Below are 19,420 nucleotides of genomic sequence, written 5' to 3'. Positions count from 1 at the left end.
GCGATATGGCATTTAAGCTCCTCTTTTTATGAGGAATTGGCAGGACGCCAGTCTCCCTGCCGATAGGTCCCAACAGCCCGACCCGCACGCGGCTGCTTATATTCAGGGAAGACGTACCCCTTATGGCATTCCGTGCCCCCACCTTGATCGCGCTCAGCGCTGTCACGTTGCTTTCCGGCTGCTCGGCCTTTCGTAACTACGATTCGGAACTTGCGCAAACCAACCAGCAATTGGCTTCCGGCAACGTCGACGGCGCATTGACCCTGCTGGAAAAGAACAACACCAGCAAAGACAAAGACCTGCTCTATTACTTCGAGAAAGGTGAATTGCTGCGCGCCAAAGGCGACTTGTCCGGCAGCCAGAATGCCTGGACCAGCGCCGATCAGGTGGTGGGCAAGTGGGAAGACGCGGTCAAGCTCGACACCGACAAATACCTGGCTCAGTTCGGCAGCTTCCTGGTCAACGACAAGGTTCGTCGCTACGAAGGCTACGACTACGAAAAAGTCATGCTGACCACGCAGATGGCCCTCAACCTGCTGGCGGTGAACGACTTCGACGGCGCACGCACCGCGATCAAGAAGACTCACGAACGTGAAGCGGTGATTGCCGACCTGCGTGACAAGGAATACCTCAAGAGCGAAGAGCAAGCCGAGAAAGAAGGCGTGAAAACCCAGTACAAGGATCTTCAGGGTTATCCGGTAGCCAGCCTCGACGCGCCAGAAGTGGTCAGCCTGAAAAACAGCTACCAGAGTGCGCTCAGCCATTATCTGGCCGGTTTCGTCTACGAAGCCCTGGGCGAGAAAAATCTGGCGGCACCGGGTTATCGCAAGGCCGCCGAACTGCGTCCGAACACGCCGCTGCTGGAACAGGCGTTGGTGAATCTCGACAAACCCGCCAAGAACGATGACAGCGACATCCTGATCGTTGTGCAAAGCGGTCTGGCGCCGTCCCGCGACTCGATCCGTATTCCGCTGCCATTGCCGATCAGCAACAACGTGGTGATCACACCGCTGTCGTTCCCGATCATCAAACCGGATACCTCCACTGCCGCCTTCGCCCAGATCGGCGTCGACGGTCAGCAGCTGGACCTGACCCAACTCAACAGCACCACTGCCATGTCCCGGCGCGCGCTGCGTGATGACATGCCAGGCATCATCCTTCGCACCACCGTGCGGGCGATCACTCGTGGTGTGGCACAGAAACAGATCAACGAAACCAACCCGCTGGCGGGTCTGGCGGTCGGTATCACTTCAGCCGTACTCGAAGGTGCCGATACCCGTACGTGGCGTACGCTGCCGGACAACACTCAGGTGGTGCGTCTGCGCTTGAAGAAAGGCGAGCACAGCGTCACGCTGCCGAGCGCCGTGGGCGGCTCGGTGGTCAAGGTCACCGTCGATCAGCGCTTTCAGGTCATCACCCTGCGCGCCGTGGGCAATCAAGTATTCGCCAGCGGCCAGGCTGCGCACGTGAGCCCGAGCGCCAACCCGACCACCGTGGCCAGCCTCAAACAACCTTAAGAACGGAGTCTTTGCATGCGCTTCAAATTCATCGCTGTCGTCGCCCTGGCCTTGCTGGCCGGTTGCGCCACCCCGCCACCGCCGGAGCCAGGCAGCGCTGCCAGCAAGGTCGTGGCCATGGGCAAGCTCAAGAACATCGTAGTCGGCGCCATGCGCGTGGCCCGGGAAAACGGCTTCATGACGGTCAATGCGCAGCTGAGCAACACCAGCTACAACAACAAGACCTTCTACTACCGTTTTGCCTGGCTCGGCCCTGAAGGCTTCCCGGTTGCCGAAGAAGAAACCTGGAAAAGCCAGCTGATGTACGGCGAGCAGACCAGTTTCATTCAGGCCATTGCGCCAACCGCCAAAGCCGTGGATTTCCGTCTCGAAATCAAAACGCCTTAAGCCCGACACCCTATTCGTTCAGTTCTAGAGAGCATTCCCATGTTTGCACGCTTTTCGTTCATCGCCGTCATCGCCCTTCTGGCCAGCGGTTGCGCCAACACTTCGCCAACGCTGGGCAGCAAAAACATCAGCTACGGTGACACCAAAGCCGTGGAAACCGTGACCAACGAGTTCGGCTCCACCGACCTGCAGATGATCGCTGAATCCATGACCCGCTCCCTGGCTCAATCCGGCATCCTGCAAGGCCGTCCGGTGGTTCAGGTCTACGACGTGAAGAACAAGACCAGCGAGTACATCGATACCCGCGAAATCACCACCAGCATCAAGACCCAGCTGATGAAGACCGGCGTCGCCCGCTTCGCCAGCGACAACACTGCCATGCAAAGCCAGGTTGACCAGCTCAAGCTGCAAAACCAGAGCGGCCTGTACAAGAAAAGCACTGTGGCCAAGACTGGCAACATGATCGCTGCTCAATATCGCATCGAAGGTTCGATCAGCTCGATCGTCAAACGCAGCAGTGATTACAAGGACGTCTTCTACAAATTCAGCCTGCAGTTGATCGACGTTGAAAGCGGTCTGGCCGAGTGGATGGACGAAAAAGAGATTCGTAAAACCACGGAGCGTTAATCGATGCGCACATGGATTGGCATGATGGCCCTGGCTTGCGCGTTCAGCGTGCAAGCGGCCCCGAAAGTCGCGGTAGCGGACCTGGCGTATCAGGAACGGGTGGAGCAATACGTCCACACTATTTCTGCCCAGAGCAACCACAGCCAGAGCTATTACGGCGCCAGTGGTTCGTCCAGTTACGAAGAGTACGAAGCAACCAGCAGCTACATCGAGCAAGGTGAACTGCGTAAATTCACTGGCGACATCAAGGGCGAGATTCTGCGCACTGGCATGTTTCAGCTGGTTCAGGGCACGCCTTATACAGCCTCGTCCAAAGGTGACGTGTATGACGTGATCAAGCGGATCAAGGCCGGTAGCTTCAAGGGTGCCGACTACGTGCTGTTCGGTACCGTGTCAGACATCGACTTCACCCGCGACATGAACGAGCTGGCCAACACTGACAGCTATTCGGCGGTACTGGGGCTGACGCTGGTGGCGGATTTCAGTCTGATCAACACCAAGACCTATGAGATCACCTCGGCCTTCACGGCGATGGGCGAAGGTCAGGACACCAAACTGGTGAATGGCCGGGACATCCGGGTTTCCCTGAACCGCCCACGGGTGGTGCGTGACGTGTCCAAGGCGTTGGGTGAGGATGTGGCTGCGCAATTGAGCCAACAGCTTGGTGGCGGTGGCTACGAGCAGCCGGGGCAAGCGCCGCTGCGCAATAATCTGCCGCGGGATACGGCACCGGTGATTCTGCACTGATATTTCAGTAGGCACCTGTGGCCAGGGGACTTGCCTGTGGCGAGGGGGCTTGCCCCCGTTCGGCTGCGAAGCAGTCGTAAATCCCGTGTACGCTGTGTATCCGGGAAATTGAGGTCACTGGTTTTGGGGCCGCTTCGCGACCCAACGGGGGCAAGCCCCCTCGCCACAAAAGCTCCCCGCCACAAATGAAAAAGGCGACCTGTGATGGTCGCCTTTTTTGTGCCTGAAGGTTTTACACCGCGGCTTTGCGCAGGGTCGCCATGAACGCCGCCGCGCCAATGAACAGCCCGGCAAAGGTGCGGTTCATGCGCTTTTGCTGCTTGGGTGTGCGCAGCAAACGCAGCACCTTCGCCGCCAGCCCGGTGTAGCCAGCCATGACGATCAGGTCGACACAAATCATGGTCACGCCGAGGATCAGGTACTGGGCCACCAGCGGCGCGTGGGGGTCGATGAATTGCGGCAGCACTGCGAGCATGAACACCAAGGCCTTGGGGTTGCTGACGTTCACCAGAAAACCGCGGAACATCAGCGCTATCGGCTTGCCGATCTGCCGGATGGCCGCGTCGTCGTTCATATCATTGGGCAGCGCGCGCCATTGCTTGACCGCGAGGTAGACCAGGTAGGCCACGCCAAACCATTTAATCGCATAGAAAGCCGTAGCGGAGGCCGCGAGGATCGCACCGACACCGGCAGCGACAATCGCAATCTGCAACGCCAGACCCAGTTGCAAGCCTATGGCGTTCCAGTAACCGCGCCAGAAACCGTAGCGCAAACCGCTGGACATCGACGCAATGGCGCCGGCACCGGGAGAAAGACTGATCACCCAGCAGGCGGCAAAAAAAGCCAGCCATGTTTGAAGCACCATCGCACACCTCGACTCAGACTCCTGACAGACGTCTAAGCTAATGCGCCTTTGGGCCAATGACTACCGTTTTTTGCAGGACATGGCGACTGTCGACCAGCGTTTACGGCTTGAAGGGCCCATCGTCTGACGGACCGCCATCGCGAGCAAGCTCGCTCCCACAGGGTTTCGGGCTGATCACAAACCTGTAATCCAACCCAAAAAATGTGGGAGCGGGCTTGCCCGCGATGGCGGTGTATCAGGCAACAAAAGGCTTACTTTTCGAACCCGTTCGAAGGGAACACATCAGTGCCACGCCAGCGTCGAACCGAGCGCTGGAAGAACAGGCTATTGGGCACTTGCACCATGGCGCTGCCGGTGCCGAGTTCTTCGGCTTCGATCAGCGTGGTGTAGAGCAGATTGATCGCCACTACCCGGCCTTTGACACCAGGCTTGTCGGTGGTATCCACCAACTCGACCACATCGCCAATACGGAATGGGCCGACGGTAAAGATCAGGATCGCGCACAGCAGATTGGAGAGCACGCTCCACATGGCGAAAAACGCCACGGCGGCTACTGCAACGAAACCGGACAACGCCGTCCAGAGCACCGTGGCCGACACGCCGAGGCGTTCCAGCACGAAGATCAGCGCGCTGCCCATGATCAGCCAGCGCAAACCGCCGCGCAGCGGCATGAAAAACTGCGGTGGAAACGGGTAGCGCTCACCCAATCGAGTCAGGCATTTAGCGACGACTCGCTGGGCGATATAACCGGCCAGCAGGATTAGCAGGATTTGCGTGACCAGCCAGAGCGGCTCGCCCCACCCAGCCGGTAAAGGCAGCTTGAAGGCTTCCATCAGGACAGCGCCTCCAGCTCCGCCTGCATGCTTTCCAGCAGTTCCAGCGCTTCCATCCAGGCTTCTTCCAGTTCGGCTTCACGCACCTTCAGCCTGGCTTGTTCAGCCAGCAGATCACGCAAATCGTTCTTGCGCATCGGCTCGTAAATGTCGCTGTCGCCGAGGCTGGTATCGATCTTCGCCAGCTTCTCGTGCAGCTTGCCCAGTTCGGCTTCAAGCTTGTCAGCCTCGCGCTTGTGCGGAGCCAACTGCTGACGCAATGCAGCAGCGGCTTGGCGCTGGGCCTTCTTGTCGGTCTTGTCCGGATTGACCGGGGTATTGCTGACCGGGGCATTGCGTTGACGGTATTCGACCAGCCAACGGGCGTAGTCTTCCAGGTCGCCGTCGAACTCCTCGACCTTGCCGTCTGCCACCAGATAGAAATTGTCAGTGGTGCTTTTGAGCAGATGGCGATCGTGTGAGACCACCAGTACCGCGCCACTGAATTCCTGCAGGGCCATGGTCAGCGCCAGACGCATTTCCAAGTCCAGGTGGTTGGTCGGTTCGTCGAGCAGCAACAAGTTCGGTCGATCCCAAGCGATCAATGCCAAGGCCAGACGCGCCTTCTCACCGCCGGAGAAATTCAGTACCGGCTCATCGATACGCGCGCCGCGGAAATCGAAACCGCCGAGGAAGTCGCGCAGAGTCTGCTCACGCTCGGTCGGCGCCAGGCGCTGCAAGTGCAGCAACGGGCTGGCCCTGGAGTCGAGGGAGTCAAGCTGATGCTGGGCGAAGTAGCCGACGACGGTGTTTTCACCGCGCGTCAGGCGACCGGCCAACGGCTCAAGCTCACCGGCGAGGTTTTTGATCAGGGTCGATTTACCCGCGCCGTTCGGGCCGAGCAAGCCGATCCGCGCGCCTGGGGTCAGTTGCAGCTTGACCTTCTCCAGAATGGCTTTGTCGCCGTAACCCAGTCGAGCATCCGACAGGTCGATCAGCGGGCTGGAAATTTTCGTCGATTCGCGGAAGACGAAATCAAACGGAGAATCGACGTGGGCGGCAGACAGTTCTTCCATCCGCTCCAGCGCCTTGATCCGGCTCTGGGCCTGACGGGCCTTGGTGGCCTGGGCCTTGAAGCGGGCGATGTAGCTTTCCATGTGCGCACGTTGCGCCTGCTGCTTCTCGTAGGCCTGTTGTTGTTGGGCCAGACGTTCGGCACGGGCGCGTTCGAAGGCGCTATAACCACCGCGATACAGGGTGATCTTGCGTTGATCGACGTGGGCTACGTGATCGACCACGGCATCGAGGAAGTCCCGGTCGTGGGAAATCAGCATCAAGGTGCCGGGGTAGCTTTTAAGCCACTCTTCGAGCCAGATGATGGCGTCGAGGTCCAAGTGGTTGGTCGGTTCGTCGAGCAGCAACAGGTCCGAAGGGCACATCAAAGCCTGCGCCAGGTTCAGACGCATCCGCCAGCCACCGGAGAAATCTCCTACTTGCCGATCCATCTGCTCATTGGTAAACCCAAGGCCGGCCAGCAGCTTTCGAGCCCGAGCGTCGGCGGTGTAGCCGTCGGCGCTGTCGAGTTCCGAGTGCAGGCGGGCCTGAGCGGCACCGTCATGGGCCGCTTCGGCTGCGGCGAGGTCGCGTTGCACCTCGCGCAGGCGCAGGTCACCATCGAGCACGTAGTCGACCGCGATGCGTTCGAGCGTCTCGATTTCCTGACGCATGTGGGCGATGCGCCAGTCGGCCGGCAAGAAGCAGTCACCCGAGTCCGGGTGCAGTTCGCCACGAATCAAGGCGAACAGGCTCGATTTGCCGGCGCCGTTGGCACCGATGAGGCCGGCTTTGTGGCCGGCGTGCAGGGTCAGCTCGGCGTCTTCTAGCAGACGTTGCGGGCCACGCTGTAAAGTCAGGTTCTGAAGTCGAATCATAATGGCGGCGGAGTCTACCAGCTTCGCTCGCAACTGGCGCGAGTAGCACTATGTCCTCTGACCTGTGGAGCTTTTCCCTTGGCACTTACGCCCGTCCCGGCGTTGAAGATGCCTGCCTGCGATTGCAGTCGAGAGGGGTGAACGTGTGTCTGCTGCTCTGTGGTCTGTGGCTGGGACAGCGGGGTGCCGCCTGCAACGAGCAACGAATAAAGCAGCTTCGCGACGTAGCCGAGCCCTGGGACGTGGATATCGTGCAACCGCTACGGGCGTTGCGTAGGCAATGGAAGGCCGGCGCGGCCGAAGACGTCGAACTGAATACGTTGCGCGAACAAGTCAAAACCCTGGAACTGCAAGCCGAGCGACAGCTGTTGTTGCGACTGGAGCGATCGGCAAAGAGCTGGCCGCAGGATGAGGCGACCGATCTCTCGGCCTGGCTGGAAGGTATGGCGGCAGGCGCCGCCAACCTGGACCGCGACGCGCTGCATCAGCTGCGCGTCGCGGTAACCGGCACTTAAGAAGCGCTGGTTGGGTTGGTGCTGGTGCTCGACGACGCGGCTGGCGTTGGCGCAGACGTGGTGGTCGAGGTGGTTGCTACAGGCGCGGGCGAAGCCGAGGAGGCCGGGGTCGGAGTTGCTGGCTTGATCGCTGGCGCAGCAACCGGCTTGGCAGTGGCGACTGGCTTTTTCACGGCCGGTTTTGCTGCTGGCTTGGCTGCGGATTTGGCTGCTGGTTTTGCAGCCGGTTTTGCAGCGGCTGGTTTGGCAGCGGCAGCAGGTTTCGCAGCAGCAGTTTTGGCAGCCGGTTTCGCGGCGGGTTTGGCCGCAGCTTTTGCAGCGGGTTTAGCAGCTGGTTTTGCAGCAGGCTTGGCTGCGGCGGTTTTAGCCGCGACAGGTTTGGCGGCTGGCTTGGCAGCCGGTTTCGCGGCGGCAGTTTTAGCAGCTGGCTTGGCAGCAGTTTTAGCCGCTGGTTTTGCCGCTGCAGTTTTTGCCGCTGCGGGTTTGGCAGCCGTGGTTTTTGCAGCCGGTTTAGCGGCAGCTGTTTTGGCAGCAGCGGGCTTGGCGGCAGGTTTGGCAGCCGTCGTTTTAGCCGCTGGTTTCGCAGCGCTGGCAGCAACTGGTTTTTTCGCAGCCGGTTTTGCGGCTGGCTTGGTTGCGGCTTTCACCGCAGCTTTGGCAGCAGGCTTGGCCGGTGCTTTTGCAGCAGCTGGTTTGGCAGCGGCTTTCTTCGCAGGTGCCGCAGCTGGTTTGGCCGAACGCAGGGACAACGCCTTGCCGACAGCCTCTTGGACACGACCGACACCCTGGGCCAGTTTCAGGCTTTCTTGAGCGTCGCGTTTGAGTTGCAGGATGTAGCTGCGCGTTTCGGACTGGCGATCCTTGAGGGCATCGAGCAAGTTCTCAAGTTCTTTCACCGCCTCTTTGGCCTTGGCTTGTGCCTTGGCTTTGCCGGCCGCCGCAGCGTCCTGCAATTTGGTCCGGGATTTGTGCAGTTTTTCCTGCGCTTTTCCGCGCTGCTTTTCCAACTTGGCGAGCAGTTTCTCAGCATCAGCCAGAGCTTGGGAACAAGCGTTTTCCAAATGCTCGAGCAAGCTGCCCGAGAGTTGTTGGAGTAAGTGCAACGGAGTATTTACAGGCTTCTTGGTGGCCGACATGGTTTACCTCCTGGCTGACGTGAATGCGGCTCATACTAGACCTCTGCTGCTACCGCCGCTAGGGCATGTTGACAGTATCGAAAGCACTCCGTTGCAACGAATCAAAAAAGTTCTGCGCTTAGGTAAAACCAGTTCACCTTCGAGCGCATTCGCACTGGCATAATCCTGCGCATCTCAGGTCGGAGAGTGCCCATGTCGCGCTACCTTTTCTTATCGCTGTGCGTGTTTTTTTCCGTGGCCCAGGCCGCCGAAAAAACCGCCGCAAATGACGCTCACGATCTCGCTTACAGCTTGGGCGCAAGCCTTGGCGAACGCTTGCGCCAGGAAGTTCCGGATCTGCAACTTCAGTCGCTGCTCGAAGGTTTGCAGCAAGCCTATCAAGGCAAGCCGCTGGCACTGAAAGATGAGCGGATCGAACAGATTCTGACCGAGCATGAGGCTCGGGTTGCCATGCAATCGCCTGTGCCGCAAAGCGAACTGGCTTTAGAAAACGAGCGACGGTTTCTCGTTGAAGAAAAAGCCAAACCCGGCGTTCGCGAACTGGCCGATGGAATATTGCTGACAGAGTTGGTGCCGGGCACCGGTGCCAAGGCCGGTCCGAATGGCAAGGTCCAGGTGCTGTATATCGGACGCCTGCCTGACGGCTCGGTGTTCGACCAGAACAGCCAGCCGCAGTGGTTCAGTCTTGATAGCGTAATCAGCGGATGGCGCAGTGCGCTGCAAAACATGCCGGTCGGCGCGAAATGGCGCCTGGTGATTCCATCGGCCCAAGCCTATGGTGCCGACGGTGCCGGCGACCTGATCGCGCCGTTCACACCACTGGTATTCGAAGTCGAATTGCGTGGTGCTACAAGCTGAAACCCGGAAACGAAAAACGGCGCGCATAGCGCACCGTTTTGAGGGTGTTGCTGGATAAGGTTCAGGCCTGAACCGAATCCTCTTCCTTGTGAGCGGTGTGCAGCACTTCGATCAGGCAGTCTTCCAGTTCGAAGCGTTCGTGTAACAAGCCACCCAGCTCTTTGAATTTCTCCGCGACACATTTACCGGCATCACACAGATCGTTAAACGCCAGCAGCTTCTCGGTAATGACGTCGATGCGCGGGTAGATCGTCTCGGCCAACTCCAGACCGCGAGTATCACCGAACGCCTTGGCTTCGCCGGTCAGCTGTTCGTAGATCTCGAAATGCCCGGCAGACACGTAGTCGACCAGCACACCGCAGAATTCCTGCAACGGTTTTCGGTTCTCGCCCAAAGCTTCGGGCTTGGCGCCGAGAGCATCATAGGCCCGAACCAGTTCGTGACGCTCCTGCAACCAGCGATCGATCAGCAGATGCACTCCACCCCAACGTTCCTGAGCATTCTGACAACTTTCGAGCATGGTGATTCTCTCTTCCCTTGTGGGTCATGCTGCTCTACACCTGTCGCACACTTGAAGACCAAGATTCGACCAGGCAGAGCGTCATTCGAGCAACATAAATCCAATGACACGTGCGGGCCAGATTATGCCCGCGCGCCTATGGCTTCAAGGTACGCAGGAGATAAAGTTCATACAAGTGTTTAATCGCCCGCCAGCACCCGGTGCGACGACTCGCCGCTGAGCGGTCGCTGACACGCGATCCAGACAAGGCGCAGCAACTGATGCCCGCCCAGAATCATCATCGCAACGAAGAACAGCAGACTCCACTCCGGGATGCTCAAGTCGAACAGCGTCCAGGAAATTTCCGCGCAATCGGCGGTTCCTTTGAACATGCGCTGCACGACACACAGCCAGGGTGTACTGGCGAACAGATCGGCAAGATCAGATGAGCATGCCGATAACTGATGCACTGGATCGCTCTGCAACACCACCTGCCGCCACGCCGTGATGGTACCCGCCAGACTGCAAAGCAGACCCAGCAACCAATACAGGAAGCATCCAAAGCGGCCAGGCCCCTGCACTGAAGCCGCCAGGCAGACACCCGTGAGCAGTGCCAGGCAAACCCGCTGCAACAGGCACAACCCGCAAGGCTTGAGGCCGACCACATATTCCAGGTGATAGGAAACGCCCAAGGCCAGGGCACCTGCAATGAAAACCATGAAAAACAAGGAGCGTGAGCAGGCCAAAGACATGGCTTTTCCGTAACAGTAGAGACAGGCGGTTACGGTAGAGGAAAGCGCGGCAGCCTTTCAAGGCAGACCACCACGGACACTTCACCAGAAGTGTAGGGAAATCCCGACAGCGTCGAGAGGATTTGATGTAGTCCTCTGTAGGACTTTGCCGGCGAAGGATTACAACGCTGAAACAGTGGGGGATTCAGAGCGACTGCGCTCTTATGACAAGATCAAAAGATCGCAGCCTTCGGCAGCTCCTACATAGGTCCGGCGCAGGAATCAGGCGTGAGCCGGCACCGGCAGCGGTGCCGCCAGCAAGCGCTCATCCAATAGTCCCAAGCCCTCCTGGAACAGCTGATTACTGCGTTCGGTGTCACCCAGTTGCGCCAGCAACCGCGCCAGTTCGGCGCAGGCTTCAGGGTTGCGCTGCACACGCAGGCTGCTCTCCAGATAATCCCGGGCCTTGCCCCACAGACTGCTTTGCAGACACAAACGGCCCAACGTCAGCAACAGGCTCGGGTCGGCGGGATGATCCTTGAGCCAACTCTCGGCGGTGTGCAGCTGCCTGGCCGGATCACTGCCACGAACCAACCCATACAGGCGTGCCAAATGGCTGTCGTATTTGCGTTTGAGGGCTGCACGCAGGACTTCTTCGGCCTCGACCTGCGCGCCCAGTTGCCGCAATTGCTCGGCATAGGCCAGCACCAGTTGCGGTTCCTGGCGCTGAGCAGCGGTGAGTTGCTGCCAGGCGCGATTGAGCGATCGCAAACCGACCGTTCCGTCCTCTTCCCGGTGCGCCGCCAACGAAAGATTTTCACCCCAGGCCCGGCGCTCCAGCTCAGCCAGTTCGGCCGGTGGCAACACCTTGTCCTTGCGTAACTCCGGCAACAAGCGAATCACTGCCGACCAGTCGCCCCGCTGCTGAAGCAGGCGCTGCAACTGGCGCAAGGTCTGGACGTTATGAGGATGACGCTCGTGCATGGCTTGCAGGGTCACCAGCGCGCCTTCAGTGTCGCCGCGATCAGTCTGCAATTGGGCATGGTTCAAGGCAATCGCCAGCTCGGCCTGGGGCTGCCGCTCCAGAGCGCGCTCCAGCAGGTTGTCGCTTTCCTCGTAGTGACCTTGTTCGTTCGCGGCACGGGCGGCACCGAGGTAATAGAGCAACGGCTGGCGCTCGGCTTCCGCCGCGCGATACAGATGGCGCTGCGCACTGGCCCAGCGACCCTCGGCCAAATCCAGCTGACCGTGCTCGATCGCCACTTGCACTCGTCGACTGCGATTGCGCCGCGACCATGGATTGACCACTCCACCGGAAGTCGTCACCAGCTCGACCAACGCCTTGATGCCCCAGAACACCAGCCACAGCACGACTACCAGGGCCAGGGTTGCCCATAGGCTCGATTCGTAACGGAAAGTCTTGTAGGCGATCAGCACGTAACCGGAATGCTCGGCAATCGCCAGCCCCAGCGCGGCGGCCGCGGCGATGACCACGAACACGATCACATAGAGGCGCTTCATGGCGTGGCCTCCTGCATCGTGCTCGCGGCAGGTTTGGCCAGAGGTTTCACTGAGTCCTCGGCATTGACGTTGCGCCGCTCAAGGTAAGCCTGAACCGCACTCAACGTGCCCGTCAGATCTGGCGTGACCACCGTGACTGGCTGCTTGCTCAACTCGGCCACTTGCTCGAGCATGATTTTGCTTTGAGGGTTGTCCGGGTTGAAGTTGCCCTTGAGCACGTCCCGCGCTTCGGCCAGCGCCTGGGTGTAAACCGCGGCCTGGCCATTGAGCGCGGCCCACTGCGCCTGCTCCAGCGCCAGGCTGAGGGCCAGACGCACCTGGCCCAGGCTCTGCCCTGCCAGCAATGGACGGACATTCTTGTCGGCGTTGAAATCGATGCGGATATAACGCGAGATCTGATCCCACCATTGCGCCCAGCGACTGGCACCGTCGCCATCAGCGGTCAGGCCCAGCAGGGATTCGCCACGGTCCTTGTACTCAGGCGCCAGCTCGGTGAGGTTGATCACCTGGTCGCGCAAGGCACCCAGTCGCAGGAACAACCCGGTGCGATCCGGCTGTTCGGTACTGCGCAGGGCTACCAGGGTTTTCGCCACTTGCTCACGAGCGGCAAAAGCCCCCGGGTCGTTCTGTTCACGGAGAATTTCATCGGCGCCCTGCACCAGGGCCTGGGCGCTGCTGATGTCCTGCAACGCCGACAGACGCAGGCTGGCCAGACGCAGCAAGTGCTCGGCTTCGGCCAGACGCCAGTCCTTGCGGCTCGCGCCGAGGACGGTTTCCAGGCGTTGATTCAGGCGTTGCTGATCGCCTTGGAGTTGAGTGACCAGACGACTGCGCGCGTCGAGTTCCTCGGCGGCCGGCATTTGCTCCAGGCGAGCCGTCAGGCGTTGCTCGTTGAGCTTCAGGCTCTGTGCCTGATCGTTCAACGCCTGCACCTGACTCAACTGCTGCTGGTTATTGGCTTGCAGGTGACGCACCTGCCAGACTCCCCAACCGCCCACGGCAACACCGGCAGCGCCCAACAGCAGCGCGACGATTGCCAACCCATTGCCTCGGCGCTGCTCAACAGCAGGTGGCGCAGTTTCAACCGGTGCATCAGCCGGTGCATCAAGCACGGGCCGGACGTCATCTTTAGGCAAGGCTGTTTCGCTCACGTATCCATCCTTTGCATTAGAAAACGGGCACGGGGTGTTCCCGTAACGCCGCCAGCAAGGCCGCGGCACTGGCGCCACGACAATCCACAACTGTTTGGGCCCCGGCGGCGCGTGCCAGCTCGGCGACCCTGGGGCTTGGAACAAACAACGGCAGCCGCACCATGCTCGGCCAGGCATCGCCAGCCAATCGGTGCAGGTGCTCAAAACCCTGTCCACTGCTGACCACCAGCCCGTTCAAGCGTTCCGCCTTGATCCGGTCAGGCAGCGTTGCCGACGGGTACTGCGGCAAACCGCGTCGGTACAACTCCAGATACTCGACACTAGCACCAAGCTCGCGTAAACGCTCAGCCAGCAGCTCGCGCCCACCCTCCCCGCGCATGATCAGCACCCGCGGATCGGGGCCCGCGACAGCCTCGCGCAACGGCGCAAGCTCAAGCAAGGCTTCGCTGTCGTCGCCGTCGACCGGGAAGCTCACATCCAGCCCGTTATCCTCGAGGATTTGCGCCGTCGCCGCGCCCACGCTGAACCACTTCAGATCCGGTGGCTGCGGCCAGTACTGGTTGAGCAGATCGACAGCGATTCTGGCGGCCGGTTTGCTGACCACGATCACCGCGCAATAGCTATCCAGGTTCTGAATCACTTCGCGCATTGTGTCAGAGGCAGGAATCGGCTCGATATCCAAAAGCGGCAAGCTGCTGCTGAAAACCCCCGCGTCGGCCAGCACACTGGCAAGCGCCGCCGACTCATCCGCAGGGCGCGTCAGCAACAGGCGCCAGCCAGTCACTCGTGCCCTGCCTCGCCATAGACTGCTTTCAGAATGTCGGCGGCGCCCTGGCTCAGCAGGTCTTCGGCCACTTGCACACCCAAAGCCTCGGCATCAGACCGTGGCGCCCGGGCATCGGCGCTGAGCAACAGGCCGCCGCTCGGATCACCCACCAACCCACGCAACCAGATCTGCTCGCCTTCAAGCACGGCGTAGCAAGCGATCGGCACCTGGCAGCCGCCATTCAAATGTTTGTTGAGAGCACGTTCGGCAGTAACACGAATGGCCGTGTCCTGATGATGCAGCGGCGCCAGTAGCGCGTGGATTTCAGTGTCGGCGCTACGGCATTCGATACCGACCGCGCCCTGGCCACCGGCCGGCAGACTGTCTTCGACGCTGATGGCCGAGGCGATGCGGCCTTCGAAGCCCAGGCGAATCAAACCCGCCGCGGCGAGGATGATGGCGTCGTATTCGCCGGCATCGAGCTTGGCCAGGCGAGTGTTGACGTTACCGCGCAGGAAGCGGATTTCCAGGTCCGGGCGACGGGTCAGCAGCTGAGCCTGACGACGCAGGCTGGAGGTGCCGACGATGCTGCCTGGCGGTAACTCATCCAGGCTGGCGTAGGTATTGGAGACAAAGGCATCGCGCGGGTCTTCGCGCTCGCAGATGCAGAACAGACCGAGGCCTTCGGGGAAGTCCATCGGCACGTCTTTCATGGAATGCACGGCGATGTCGGCTTCATTTTCCAGCAGCGCGGTTTCCAGTTCCTTGACGAACAGGCCCTTGCCGCCGATTTTCGACAGCGGCGAATCGAGCAGCTTGTCGCCGCGACTAACCATGGGAACCAACGTCACGAGCAGGCCCGGATGGGCCTTTTCCAGACGAGCCTTGACGTATTCGGCCTGCCACAGGGCGAGAGCACTTTTGCGGGTGGCGATGCGGATTTCGCGAGAGGACATGGATCAATCAATCCGTACTGAATAGATACGGCAGATAATAACAGCTCAGCCAAATCCACTTTGACTTGTATCAGAAACTGCGTGGCCTCCCTGGCCCTCAATGTCCGGTAATAGGGTAGAAATCCGCCCTTAAAGCTGTTGCATCATTTTGCGCACGCCGGCCACATGGCGTCGACTGACGATCAGGGCATCGCCGTTCAGACCTTTGAGGAATAGCTGGAAATGCCCCAAGGGCGTGCGTTGCAGCCGCTCGATGCGTTCACGAGCAACCAGTGCGTTGCGGTGGATCCGCACGAAACGGTCGCCAAATTCGTCTTCGAGGGCTTTGAGTGGTTCGTCGAGCAGCACTTCCCCGCCCTCATGACGCAAGGTGACGTACTTGTGGTCGGCAATGAAGTAAACCACCTGACCCAACGGAATCAGTTCGATACCTTTTCGGGTACGGGCGCTGATGTGGCTGCGCGGGCCGCTACCGGTTTCGGCTGCCGGACGAGTCAAGGCCGCGAGTTGGACGCGATTGGGTCGCTCGGCTTTCTTTAATGCTTCGTGTAACTGTTCTGTGCGCACTGGCTTCACCAGATAGCCCACGGCGCTAGCCTGTAGGGCTTCCACGGCAAATTCATCGGGCCCGGTGCAAAACACCACGGCGGGCGGGGTTTCGCGTTCGCACAATCGTGCAGCCACTTGCAGGCCATCAAGGCCGGGCATGCGAATATCGAGTAGCACGATATCCGGTTTGTGACTGTCGATCAGTGCCAACGCCTCTTCGCCGTTCGTGGCGCTGGGCTCCAGGACATTGTATCCCTCGAGTTCGCCGACCATTCGGCTCAGGCGCTCGCGGGCCAGGGGTTCGTCATCAACGATCAGGACATTCATATTGCGCTGGATTCCTGCGTGAGTCTCGCACAAGGATAGCGTAGACAGGTGAAGTGACGTCCGTCACCGCGATCCACGCTAAGACTAGCGCGAGGGCCAAAAAGTGCCGCGAGACCGGCGGCTAAATTTTTATCTGCCGCGTGACTGGCGGCCAAGGCCCGCACTGGCGAGGCATCGCCGTAGGGTTTGCTGATACACAATATGAACACCCCTCTTCTCTCTATAGTCAGCTGCAGCATCGAGAAGTGCGCTGATCCTCTGTCCAACTGTAGACGGTTGCCGGGACGATATTGCTCAATTGAAAAATATCGTTGCGCAATTTCCGTATCGCTTGCTTCGAGCAGGGGTGGCGCGATAAGAAAAAAACCTGTCGACCAGTGTCAGCGACAGGATTGGCAACCCTGTTATTATCCGCGTCAGCGTTCCACGCCATCTTTCTTCAAGCCGATACGAGCGAATTCATGAGCACTGACAAGACCAATCAGTCCTGGGGCGGCCGCTTCAGTGAACCCGTCGACGCCTTCGTCGCCCGCTTCACCGCCTCCGTCACCTTCGACCAGCGCCTGTATCGCCACGACATCATGGGCTCGATCGCCCACGCCAGCATGCTGGCCAAGGTCGGCGTGCTGACCGATGCCGAGCGCGACAGCATCATCGATGGCCTGAACACCATCCAGGGTGAAATCGAGGCCGGCCAGTTCGACTGGCGCATCGACCTTGAAGACGTGCACATGAACATCGAGGCGCGTCTGACCGACCGCATCGGCGTGACCGGTAAAAAGCTGCACACCGGCCGCAGTCGTAACGACCAGGTCGCCACCGACATCCGCCTGTGGCTGCGTGACGAGATCGACCTGATCCTCAGCGAAATCACCCGTCTGCAACAAGGCTTGCTGGAGCAGGCCGAGCGCGAAGCCGCCAGCATCATGCCGGGCTTCACTCACCTGCAAACCGCGCAGCCGGTGACCTTCGGGCACCACATGCTGGCCTGGTTCGAAATGCTCAGCCGCGACTACGAGCGTCTGGTCGACTGCCGCAAGCGCACCAACCGCATGCCGCTGGGCAGCGCCGCACTGGCGGGCACCACTTACCCGATCGACCGCGAATACACCGCTCAACTGCTGGGCTTCGACGCTGTCGGCGGTAACTCCCTGGACAACGTGTCCGATCGCGACTTCGCCATCGAGTTCTGCTCGGCCGCGAGCATCGCGATGATGCACTTGTCGCGTTTCTCCGAAGAGTTGGTGCTGTGGACCAGCGCGCAGTTCCAGTTCATCGATCTGCCGGACCGTTTCTGCACCGGCAGCTCGATCATGCCGCAAAAGAAAAACCCGGACGTCCCAGAGCTGGTTCGCGGCAAGACTGGCCGGGTATTCGGCGCGCTGATGGGCCTGCTGACCCTGATGAAAGGCCAGCCACTGGCCTACAACAAGGACAACCAGGAAGACAAGGAGCCGCTGTTCGACGCCGCCGACACCCTGCGCGATTCGCTGCGGGCCTTTGCCGACATGATCCCGGCGATCAAGCCCAAGCACGCGATGATGCGCGAAGCGGCATTGCGCGGTTTCTCTACCGCCACCGACCTGGCTGACTATCTGGTTCGCCGTGGCCTGCCGTTCCGTGATTGCCACGAGATCGTTGGCCATGCCGTGAAGTACGGCGTGGAAAGCGGCAAGGACCTGGCGGAAATGAGCCTGGAAGAACTGCGCAAGTTCAGCGACCAGATCGAGCAGGACGTATTTGCCGTGCTGACCCTCGAAGGCTCGGTGAATGCCCGTGACCACATCGGCGGGACTGCACCGGCGCAGGTCAAGAAGGCTGTTGCTCGCGGTCAGGCGTTGCTCGCCAGCCGTTAAAAGCTTCGCGGGCAAGTCGGATCGCCGCACCGCTCGCTCCTACAAAGACCGTGTTTGTTCTTGTAGGAGCGAGGCTTGCCCGCGAAGGCATTCTCAAGATCGTTACACGTCTACTTTTTGGACGCGATCATCTCCAGGAACGCTGGCATCGCCGCGTCCTTGTCCTTTGCGATTCGCTGCACATGCGGATTCTGCTCAAGACGCTTCAGCAGCGCCTTGGCCGCTGGCATCTCGGCCAACAGATCGATATCAAACAGCTTCTGCGCCACGGCACACGCCATCGGCACGCTGTAGACGAAATACAGATCGGCAACGCTCAGGCTGTCACCCGCCACATAAGGAGCGAATTTGCCGTGTCTGCCCAGCGCGGCAAACCCCAGCAGTAACTCTGCCTTGGTCTTTTCCTGGATAGCGTCCGGTACCGTCATGCCGAAAAACGCCGCGGGATAACAGGCGCGGCCGGGCAATTCGATGTACAGCTCGATTTCCTTGGCCAAAGCCAGGACCTGCGCTCGCTCGAAAGGATCGCTCGGCAACAGCGGCATGCCTTTCTGGCTCTGCTCGATGTATTCGAGAATAACGCTGGTTTCGTTGATGAAACCTTGTTCGACGGCCAGCACGGGAACCTTTCCACGTGGGCTGATGGCTAGCGTTTCCGGGGACGTGCCTGGGTAAAACGGCACTTCTTCAAATGGCAGTCCCTTCTCCAGCAACGCCAGCTTGACCATGTTGTAGTAGTTGCTGACGCAAAATCCATAAAGCTTGAGCATTACATAGCCTCCAGGCCGTGCAGGGGTTGGCAGCGCCAGTTATAGAACGCCCGGGCACTTCTTGCCAGCAGCATCACAGCGCTGAATGCAGGTAAACTGGCCGCCTTTCCTTGAGGAGCCTGCCATGAGCGAGCCAAACGATATCGACAACGACGAAGAAGAGTTCACCGAAACGACGCTGATCGAAGCGATCGAGAACCAGATCGAAAGCGATAACCCGCCAGCAGCCAAGGCGACCTTCAACAAGCTGACCCTGGTGGGTTACGAGCGTGAAGAAATCCTCAACCTGATGGCCCACGTGCTGGCGGTGGAAATCGACGCGATCCTCGAAGAAGACCGCGCGTTCAACACCGAATGGTACGAAGCTGCGCTGCGCGCTCTGCCAGAGTTGCCGCCGGAAAAGAAATAAGCCCATCCCCCATGTAGGAGCGAGGCTTGCCCGCGAAGGCCTCACCGCGGTCTTCCTGAAAAACCGCGTCATCGTTCTTCGCGGGCAAGCCTCGCTCCTACAGAAACCACGCCCCCGCCAGGGAATGCTCCCCCCGAGGCAAAAAACCCTGTTACGAGCACTGGACATGCTGCGCGAGTGGGATCACCTTAGGAGCGCTATCGTCCAATTCCTAGAAAGTCTGGAGTCCTTATGTCGCTTACCCCTGAGTTGGTTGCCGAACTGGAAATCCTCGCCCTCTTCAACCTGGACAGTTCCCAGGAAGGTTTGAAAATTCATCAGACCGCTGCCCCGAAAGCCATTGCCGCTGCCCAAAGACTGTTCGACAAAGAATTGATCACCCAGCCCGACGGCGGTTATCTGACCAGCCTGGGGCGTGACGCTGCGCAAAATGTGCAAACCGTTCTAACCATTCTGTCCGTGCGCGAAACAGCCTGAGCCTCACCGCATC

21 protein-coding genes are annotated in these 19,420 nt (G+C 59.9%); 9 read left to right on the top strand and 12 right to left on the bottom strand.

Going from position 1 to position 19,420, the window contains the following annotated elements:
- Positions 1–122: 122 nt before the first annotated feature.
- From F6R97_RS15855 to F6R97_RS15840, 4 genes are read left to right on the top strand one after another with little or no spacing between them, the layout of a single operon-like run.
- Complete coding sequence (locus tag F6R97_RS15855) at positions 123–1,517, top strand: hypothetical protein (protein WP_315866793.1); 1,395 nt, start codon at positions 123–125, stop codon at positions 1,515–1,517.
- Between the two features lie 15 nt (positions 1,518–1,532).
- Positions 1,533–1,904, top strand: a complete 372-nt coding sequence (locus F6R97_RS15850) for a YcfL family protein (RefSeq protein ID WP_038980807.1) — start codon at positions 1,533–1,535, stop codon at positions 1,902–1,904.
- Between the two features lie 39 nt (positions 1,905–1,943).
- Positions 1,944–2,531 carry a penicillin-binding protein activator LpoB gene (gene lpoB / locus F6R97_RS15845; protein WP_007899345.1) on the top strand — a complete coding sequence of 196 codons (588 nt, stop codon included), beginning with the start codon at positions 1,944–1,946 and terminating at the stop codon, positions 2,529–2,531.
- A 3-nt stretch (positions 2,532–2,534) separates the two neighbouring features.
- Positions 2,535–3,278: a hypothetical protein gene (locus F6R97_RS15840; RefSeq protein WP_038980805.1), complete on the top strand. Its 744-nt coding sequence runs from the start codon at positions 2,535–2,537 to the stop codon at positions 3,276–3,278.
- Between the two features lie 232 nt (positions 3,279–3,510).
- Here F6R97_RS15840 and F6R97_RS15835 read toward each other — a convergent pair whose 3' ends face one another.
- From F6R97_RS15835 to F6R97_RS15825, 3 genes are all read right to left on the bottom strand, one after another.
- Positions 3,511–4,143 carry a LysE family transporter gene (locus F6R97_RS15835; protein WP_048396288.1) on the bottom strand — a complete coding sequence of 211 codons (633 nt, stop codon included), beginning with the start codon at positions 4,141–4,143 and terminating at the stop codon, positions 3,511–3,513.
- A gap of 251 nt (positions 4,144–4,394) precedes the next feature.
- Positions 4,395–4,976, bottom strand: a complete 582-nt coding sequence (locus tag F6R97_RS15830) for a mechanosensitive ion channel family protein (protein WP_315866792.1) — start codon at positions 4,974–4,976, stop codon at positions 4,395–4,397.
- Positions 4,976–6,886 carry an ATP-binding cassette domain-containing protein gene (locus tag F6R97_RS15825; RefSeq protein ID WP_038980802.1) on the bottom strand — a complete coding sequence of 637 codons (1,911 nt, stop codon included), beginning with the start codon at positions 6,884–6,886 and terminating at the stop codon, positions 4,976–4,978. The genes F6R97_RS15830 and F6R97_RS15825 overlap by 1 nt, the downstream gene beginning before the upstream one ends.
- A gap of 50 nt (positions 6,887–6,936) precedes the next feature.
- On the opposite strand from F6R97_RS15825, the gene F6R97_RS15820 reads away from it, so the two are divergent.
- On the top strand, positions 6,937–7,401 hold the full coding sequence (locus tag F6R97_RS15820; protein ID WP_315866791.1) for a TIGR02444 family protein: 465 nt from the start codon (positions 6,937–6,939) through the stop codon (positions 7,399–7,401).
- On the opposite strand, the gene F6R97_RS15815 is transcribed toward F6R97_RS15820, so the two are convergent.
- The gene (locus F6R97_RS15815) at positions 7,398–8,537 is read right to left on the bottom strand and encodes an AlgP family protein (RefSeq protein ID WP_315866790.1); all 1,140 of its coding nucleotides are present in this window, start codon (positions 8,535–8,537) and stop codon (positions 7,398–7,400) included. The genes F6R97_RS15820 and F6R97_RS15815 overlap by 4 nt on opposite strands.
- A gap of 192 nt (positions 8,538–8,729) precedes the next feature.
- On the opposite strand from F6R97_RS15815, the gene F6R97_RS15810 reads away from it, so the two are divergent.
- Positions 8,730–9,395: an FKBP-type peptidyl-prolyl cis-trans isomerase gene (locus tag F6R97_RS15810; RefSeq protein WP_038980798.1), complete on the top strand. Its 666-nt coding sequence runs from the start codon at positions 8,730–8,732 to the stop codon at positions 9,393–9,395.
- 61 nt (positions 9,396–9,456) lie between these two features.
- Here the strand turns inward: F6R97_RS15810 and F6R97_RS15805 are convergent, their stop codons facing one another.
- From F6R97_RS15805 to F6R97_RS15775, 7 genes are all read right to left on the bottom strand, one after another.
- Positions 9,457–9,915: an Rsd/AlgQ family anti-sigma factor gene (locus tag F6R97_RS15805; protein WP_007899333.1), complete on the bottom strand. Its 459-nt coding sequence runs from the start codon at positions 9,913–9,915 to the stop codon at positions 9,457–9,459.
- A gap of 179 nt (positions 9,916–10,094) precedes the next feature.
- Complete coding sequence (locus tag F6R97_RS15800; protein ID WP_038980796.1) at positions 10,095–10,646, bottom strand: disulfide bond formation protein B; 552 nt, start codon at positions 10,644–10,646, stop codon at positions 10,095–10,097.
- A gap of 261 nt (positions 10,647–10,907) precedes the next feature.
- Positions 10,908–12,146 (bottom strand): heme biosynthesis HemY N-terminal domain-containing protein, encoded by a 1,239-nt coding sequence (locus tag F6R97_RS15795; protein ID WP_315866789.1) that lies wholly within the window; start codon positions 12,144–12,146, stop codon positions 10,908–10,910.
- On the bottom strand, positions 12,143–13,297 hold the full coding sequence (locus tag F6R97_RS15790; protein ID WP_038980793.1) for a uroporphyrinogen-III C-methyltransferase: 1,155 nt from the start codon (positions 13,295–13,297) through the stop codon (positions 12,143–12,145). The genes F6R97_RS15795 and F6R97_RS15790 overlap by 4 nt, the downstream gene beginning before the upstream one ends.
- A 16-nt stretch (positions 13,298–13,313) precedes the next feature.
- Positions 13,314–14,081, bottom strand: a complete 768-nt coding sequence (locus tag F6R97_RS15785) for a uroporphyrinogen-III synthase (protein WP_038980791.1) — start codon at positions 14,079–14,081, stop codon at positions 13,314–13,316.
- On the bottom strand, positions 14,078–15,019 hold the full coding sequence (gene hemC, locus F6R97_RS15780; RefSeq protein ID WP_048396285.1) for a hydroxymethylbilane synthase: 942 nt from the start codon (positions 15,017–15,019) through the stop codon (positions 14,078–14,080). The genes F6R97_RS15785 and hemC overlap by 4 nt, the downstream gene beginning before the upstream one ends.
- Positions 15,020–15,148: 129 nt before the next feature.
- Complete coding sequence (locus F6R97_RS15775; protein ID WP_007899317.1) at positions 15,149–15,895, bottom strand: LytR/AlgR family response regulator transcription factor; 747 nt, start codon at positions 15,893–15,895, stop codon at positions 15,149–15,151.
- Between the two features lie 461 nt (positions 15,896–16,356).
- On the opposite strand from F6R97_RS15775, the gene argH reads away from it, so the two are divergent.
- Entirely contained in the window at positions 16,357–17,751 is a 1,395-nt protein-coding gene (argH, locus tag F6R97_RS15770; protein ID WP_038980789.1) for an argininosuccinate lyase, read from the top strand.
- A gap of 110 nt (positions 17,752–17,861) precedes the next feature.
- Here argH and F6R97_RS15765 read toward each other — a convergent pair whose 3' ends face one another.
- A complete protein-coding gene (locus tag F6R97_RS15765; protein ID WP_048396284.1) occupies positions 17,862–18,521 on the bottom strand; it encodes a glutathione S-transferase family protein in 660 nt (219 codons plus the stop codon).
- Between the two features lie 124 nt (positions 18,522–18,645).
- On the opposite strand from F6R97_RS15765, the gene F6R97_RS15760 reads away from it, so the two are divergent.
- Both F6R97_RS15760 and F6R97_RS15755 read left to right on the top strand, forming a co-directional pair.
- Positions 18,646–18,930 (top strand): hypothetical protein, encoded by a 285-nt coding sequence (locus tag F6R97_RS15760; protein WP_048396283.1) that lies wholly within the window; start codon positions 18,646–18,648, stop codon positions 18,928–18,930.
- 231 nt (positions 18,931–19,161) lie between these two features.
- A complete protein-coding gene (locus F6R97_RS15755) occupies positions 19,162–19,407 on the top strand; it encodes a TIGR02647 family protein (protein ID WP_007894898.1) in 246 nt (81 codons plus the stop codon).
- Positions 19,408–19,420: the final 13 nt, after the last annotated feature.

The organism is Pseudomonas sp. JV414 (assembly GCF_032424305.1).
In the GTDB taxonomy this organism is placed as follows: Bacteria; Pseudomonadota; Gammaproteobacteria; order Pseudomonadales; family Pseudomonadaceae; genus Aquipseudomonas; species Aquipseudomonas lini.
This window is presented reverse-complemented; position numbering and strand designations above follow the sequence as displayed.

What these genes read in the sequence shown, in the direction of transcription:
- F6R97_RS15855 (WP_315866793.1), top strand. Translation starts at nt 123, where the DNA reads ATGGCATTCCGTGCCCCCACCTTGATCGCGCTCAGCGCTGTCACGTTG.
- F6R97_RS15850 (WP_038980807.1), top strand. Translation starts at nt 1,533, where the DNA reads ATGCGCTTCAAATTCATCGCTGTCGTCGCCCTGGCCTTGCTGGCCGGT.
- lpoB (WP_007899345.1), top strand. Translation starts at nt 1,944, where the DNA reads ATGTTTGCACGCTTTTCGTTCATCGCCGTCATCGCCCTTCTGGCCAGC.
- F6R97_RS15840 (WP_038980805.1), top strand. Translation starts at nt 2,535, where the DNA reads ATGCGCACATGGATTGGCATGATGGCCCTGGCTTGCGCGTTCAGCGTG.
- F6R97_RS15835 (WP_048396288.1), bottom strand. Translation starts at nt 4,143, where the DNA reads ATGGTGCTTCAAACATGGCTGGCTTTTTTTGCCGCCTGCTGGGTGATC.
- F6R97_RS15830 (WP_315866792.1), bottom strand. Translation starts at nt 4,976, where the DNA reads ATGGAAGCCTTCAAGCTGCCTTTACCGGCTGGGTGGGGCGAGCCGCTC.
- F6R97_RS15825 (WP_038980802.1), bottom strand. Translation starts at nt 6,886, where the DNA reads ATGATTCGACTTCAGAACCTGACTTTACAGCGTGGCCCGCAACGTCTG.
- F6R97_RS15820 (WP_315866791.1), top strand. Translation starts at nt 6,937, where the DNA reads ATGTCCTCTGACCTGTGGAGCTTTTCCCTTGGCACTTACGCCCGTCCC.
- F6R97_RS15815 (WP_315866790.1), bottom strand. Translation starts at nt 8,537, where the DNA reads ATGTCGGCCACCAAGAAGCCTGTAAATACTCCGTTGCACTTACTCCAA.
- F6R97_RS15810 (WP_038980798.1), top strand. Translation starts at nt 8,730, where the DNA reads ATGTCGCGCTACCTTTTCTTATCGCTGTGCGTGTTTTTTTCCGTGGCC.
- F6R97_RS15805 (WP_007899333.1), bottom strand. Translation starts at nt 9,915, where the DNA reads ATGCTCGAAAGTTGTCAGAATGCTCAGGAACGTTGGGGTGGAGTGCAT.
- F6R97_RS15800 (WP_038980796.1), bottom strand. Translation starts at nt 10,646, where the DNA reads ATGTCTTTGGCCTGCTCACGCTCCTTGTTTTTCATGGTTTTCATTGCA.
- F6R97_RS15795 (WP_315866789.1), bottom strand. Translation starts at nt 12,146, where the DNA reads ATGAAGCGCCTCTATGTGATCGTGTTCGTGGTCATCGCCGCGGCCGCC.
- hemC (WP_048396285.1), bottom strand. Translation starts at nt 15,019, where the DNA reads ATGTCCTCTCGCGAAATCCGCATCGCCACCCGCAAAAGTGCTCTCGCC.
- F6R97_RS15775 (WP_007899317.1), bottom strand. Translation starts at nt 15,895, where the DNA reads ATGAATGTCCTGATCGTTGATGACGAACCCCTGGCCCGCGAGCGCCTG.
- argH (WP_038980789.1), top strand. Translation starts at nt 16,357, where the DNA reads ATGAGCACTGACAAGACCAATCAGTCCTGGGGCGGCCGCTTCAGTGAA.
- F6R97_RS15765 (WP_048396284.1), bottom strand. Translation starts at nt 18,521, where the DNA reads ATGCTCAAGCTTTATGGATTTTGCGTCAGCAACTACTACAACATGGTC.
- F6R97_RS15760 (WP_048396283.1), top strand. Translation starts at nt 18,646, where the DNA reads ATGAGCGAGCCAAACGATATCGACAACGACGAAGAAGAGTTCACCGAA.
- F6R97_RS15755 (WP_007894898.1), top strand. Translation starts at nt 19,162, where the DNA reads ATGTCGCTTACCCCTGAGTTGGTTGCCGAACTGGAAATCCTCGCCCTC.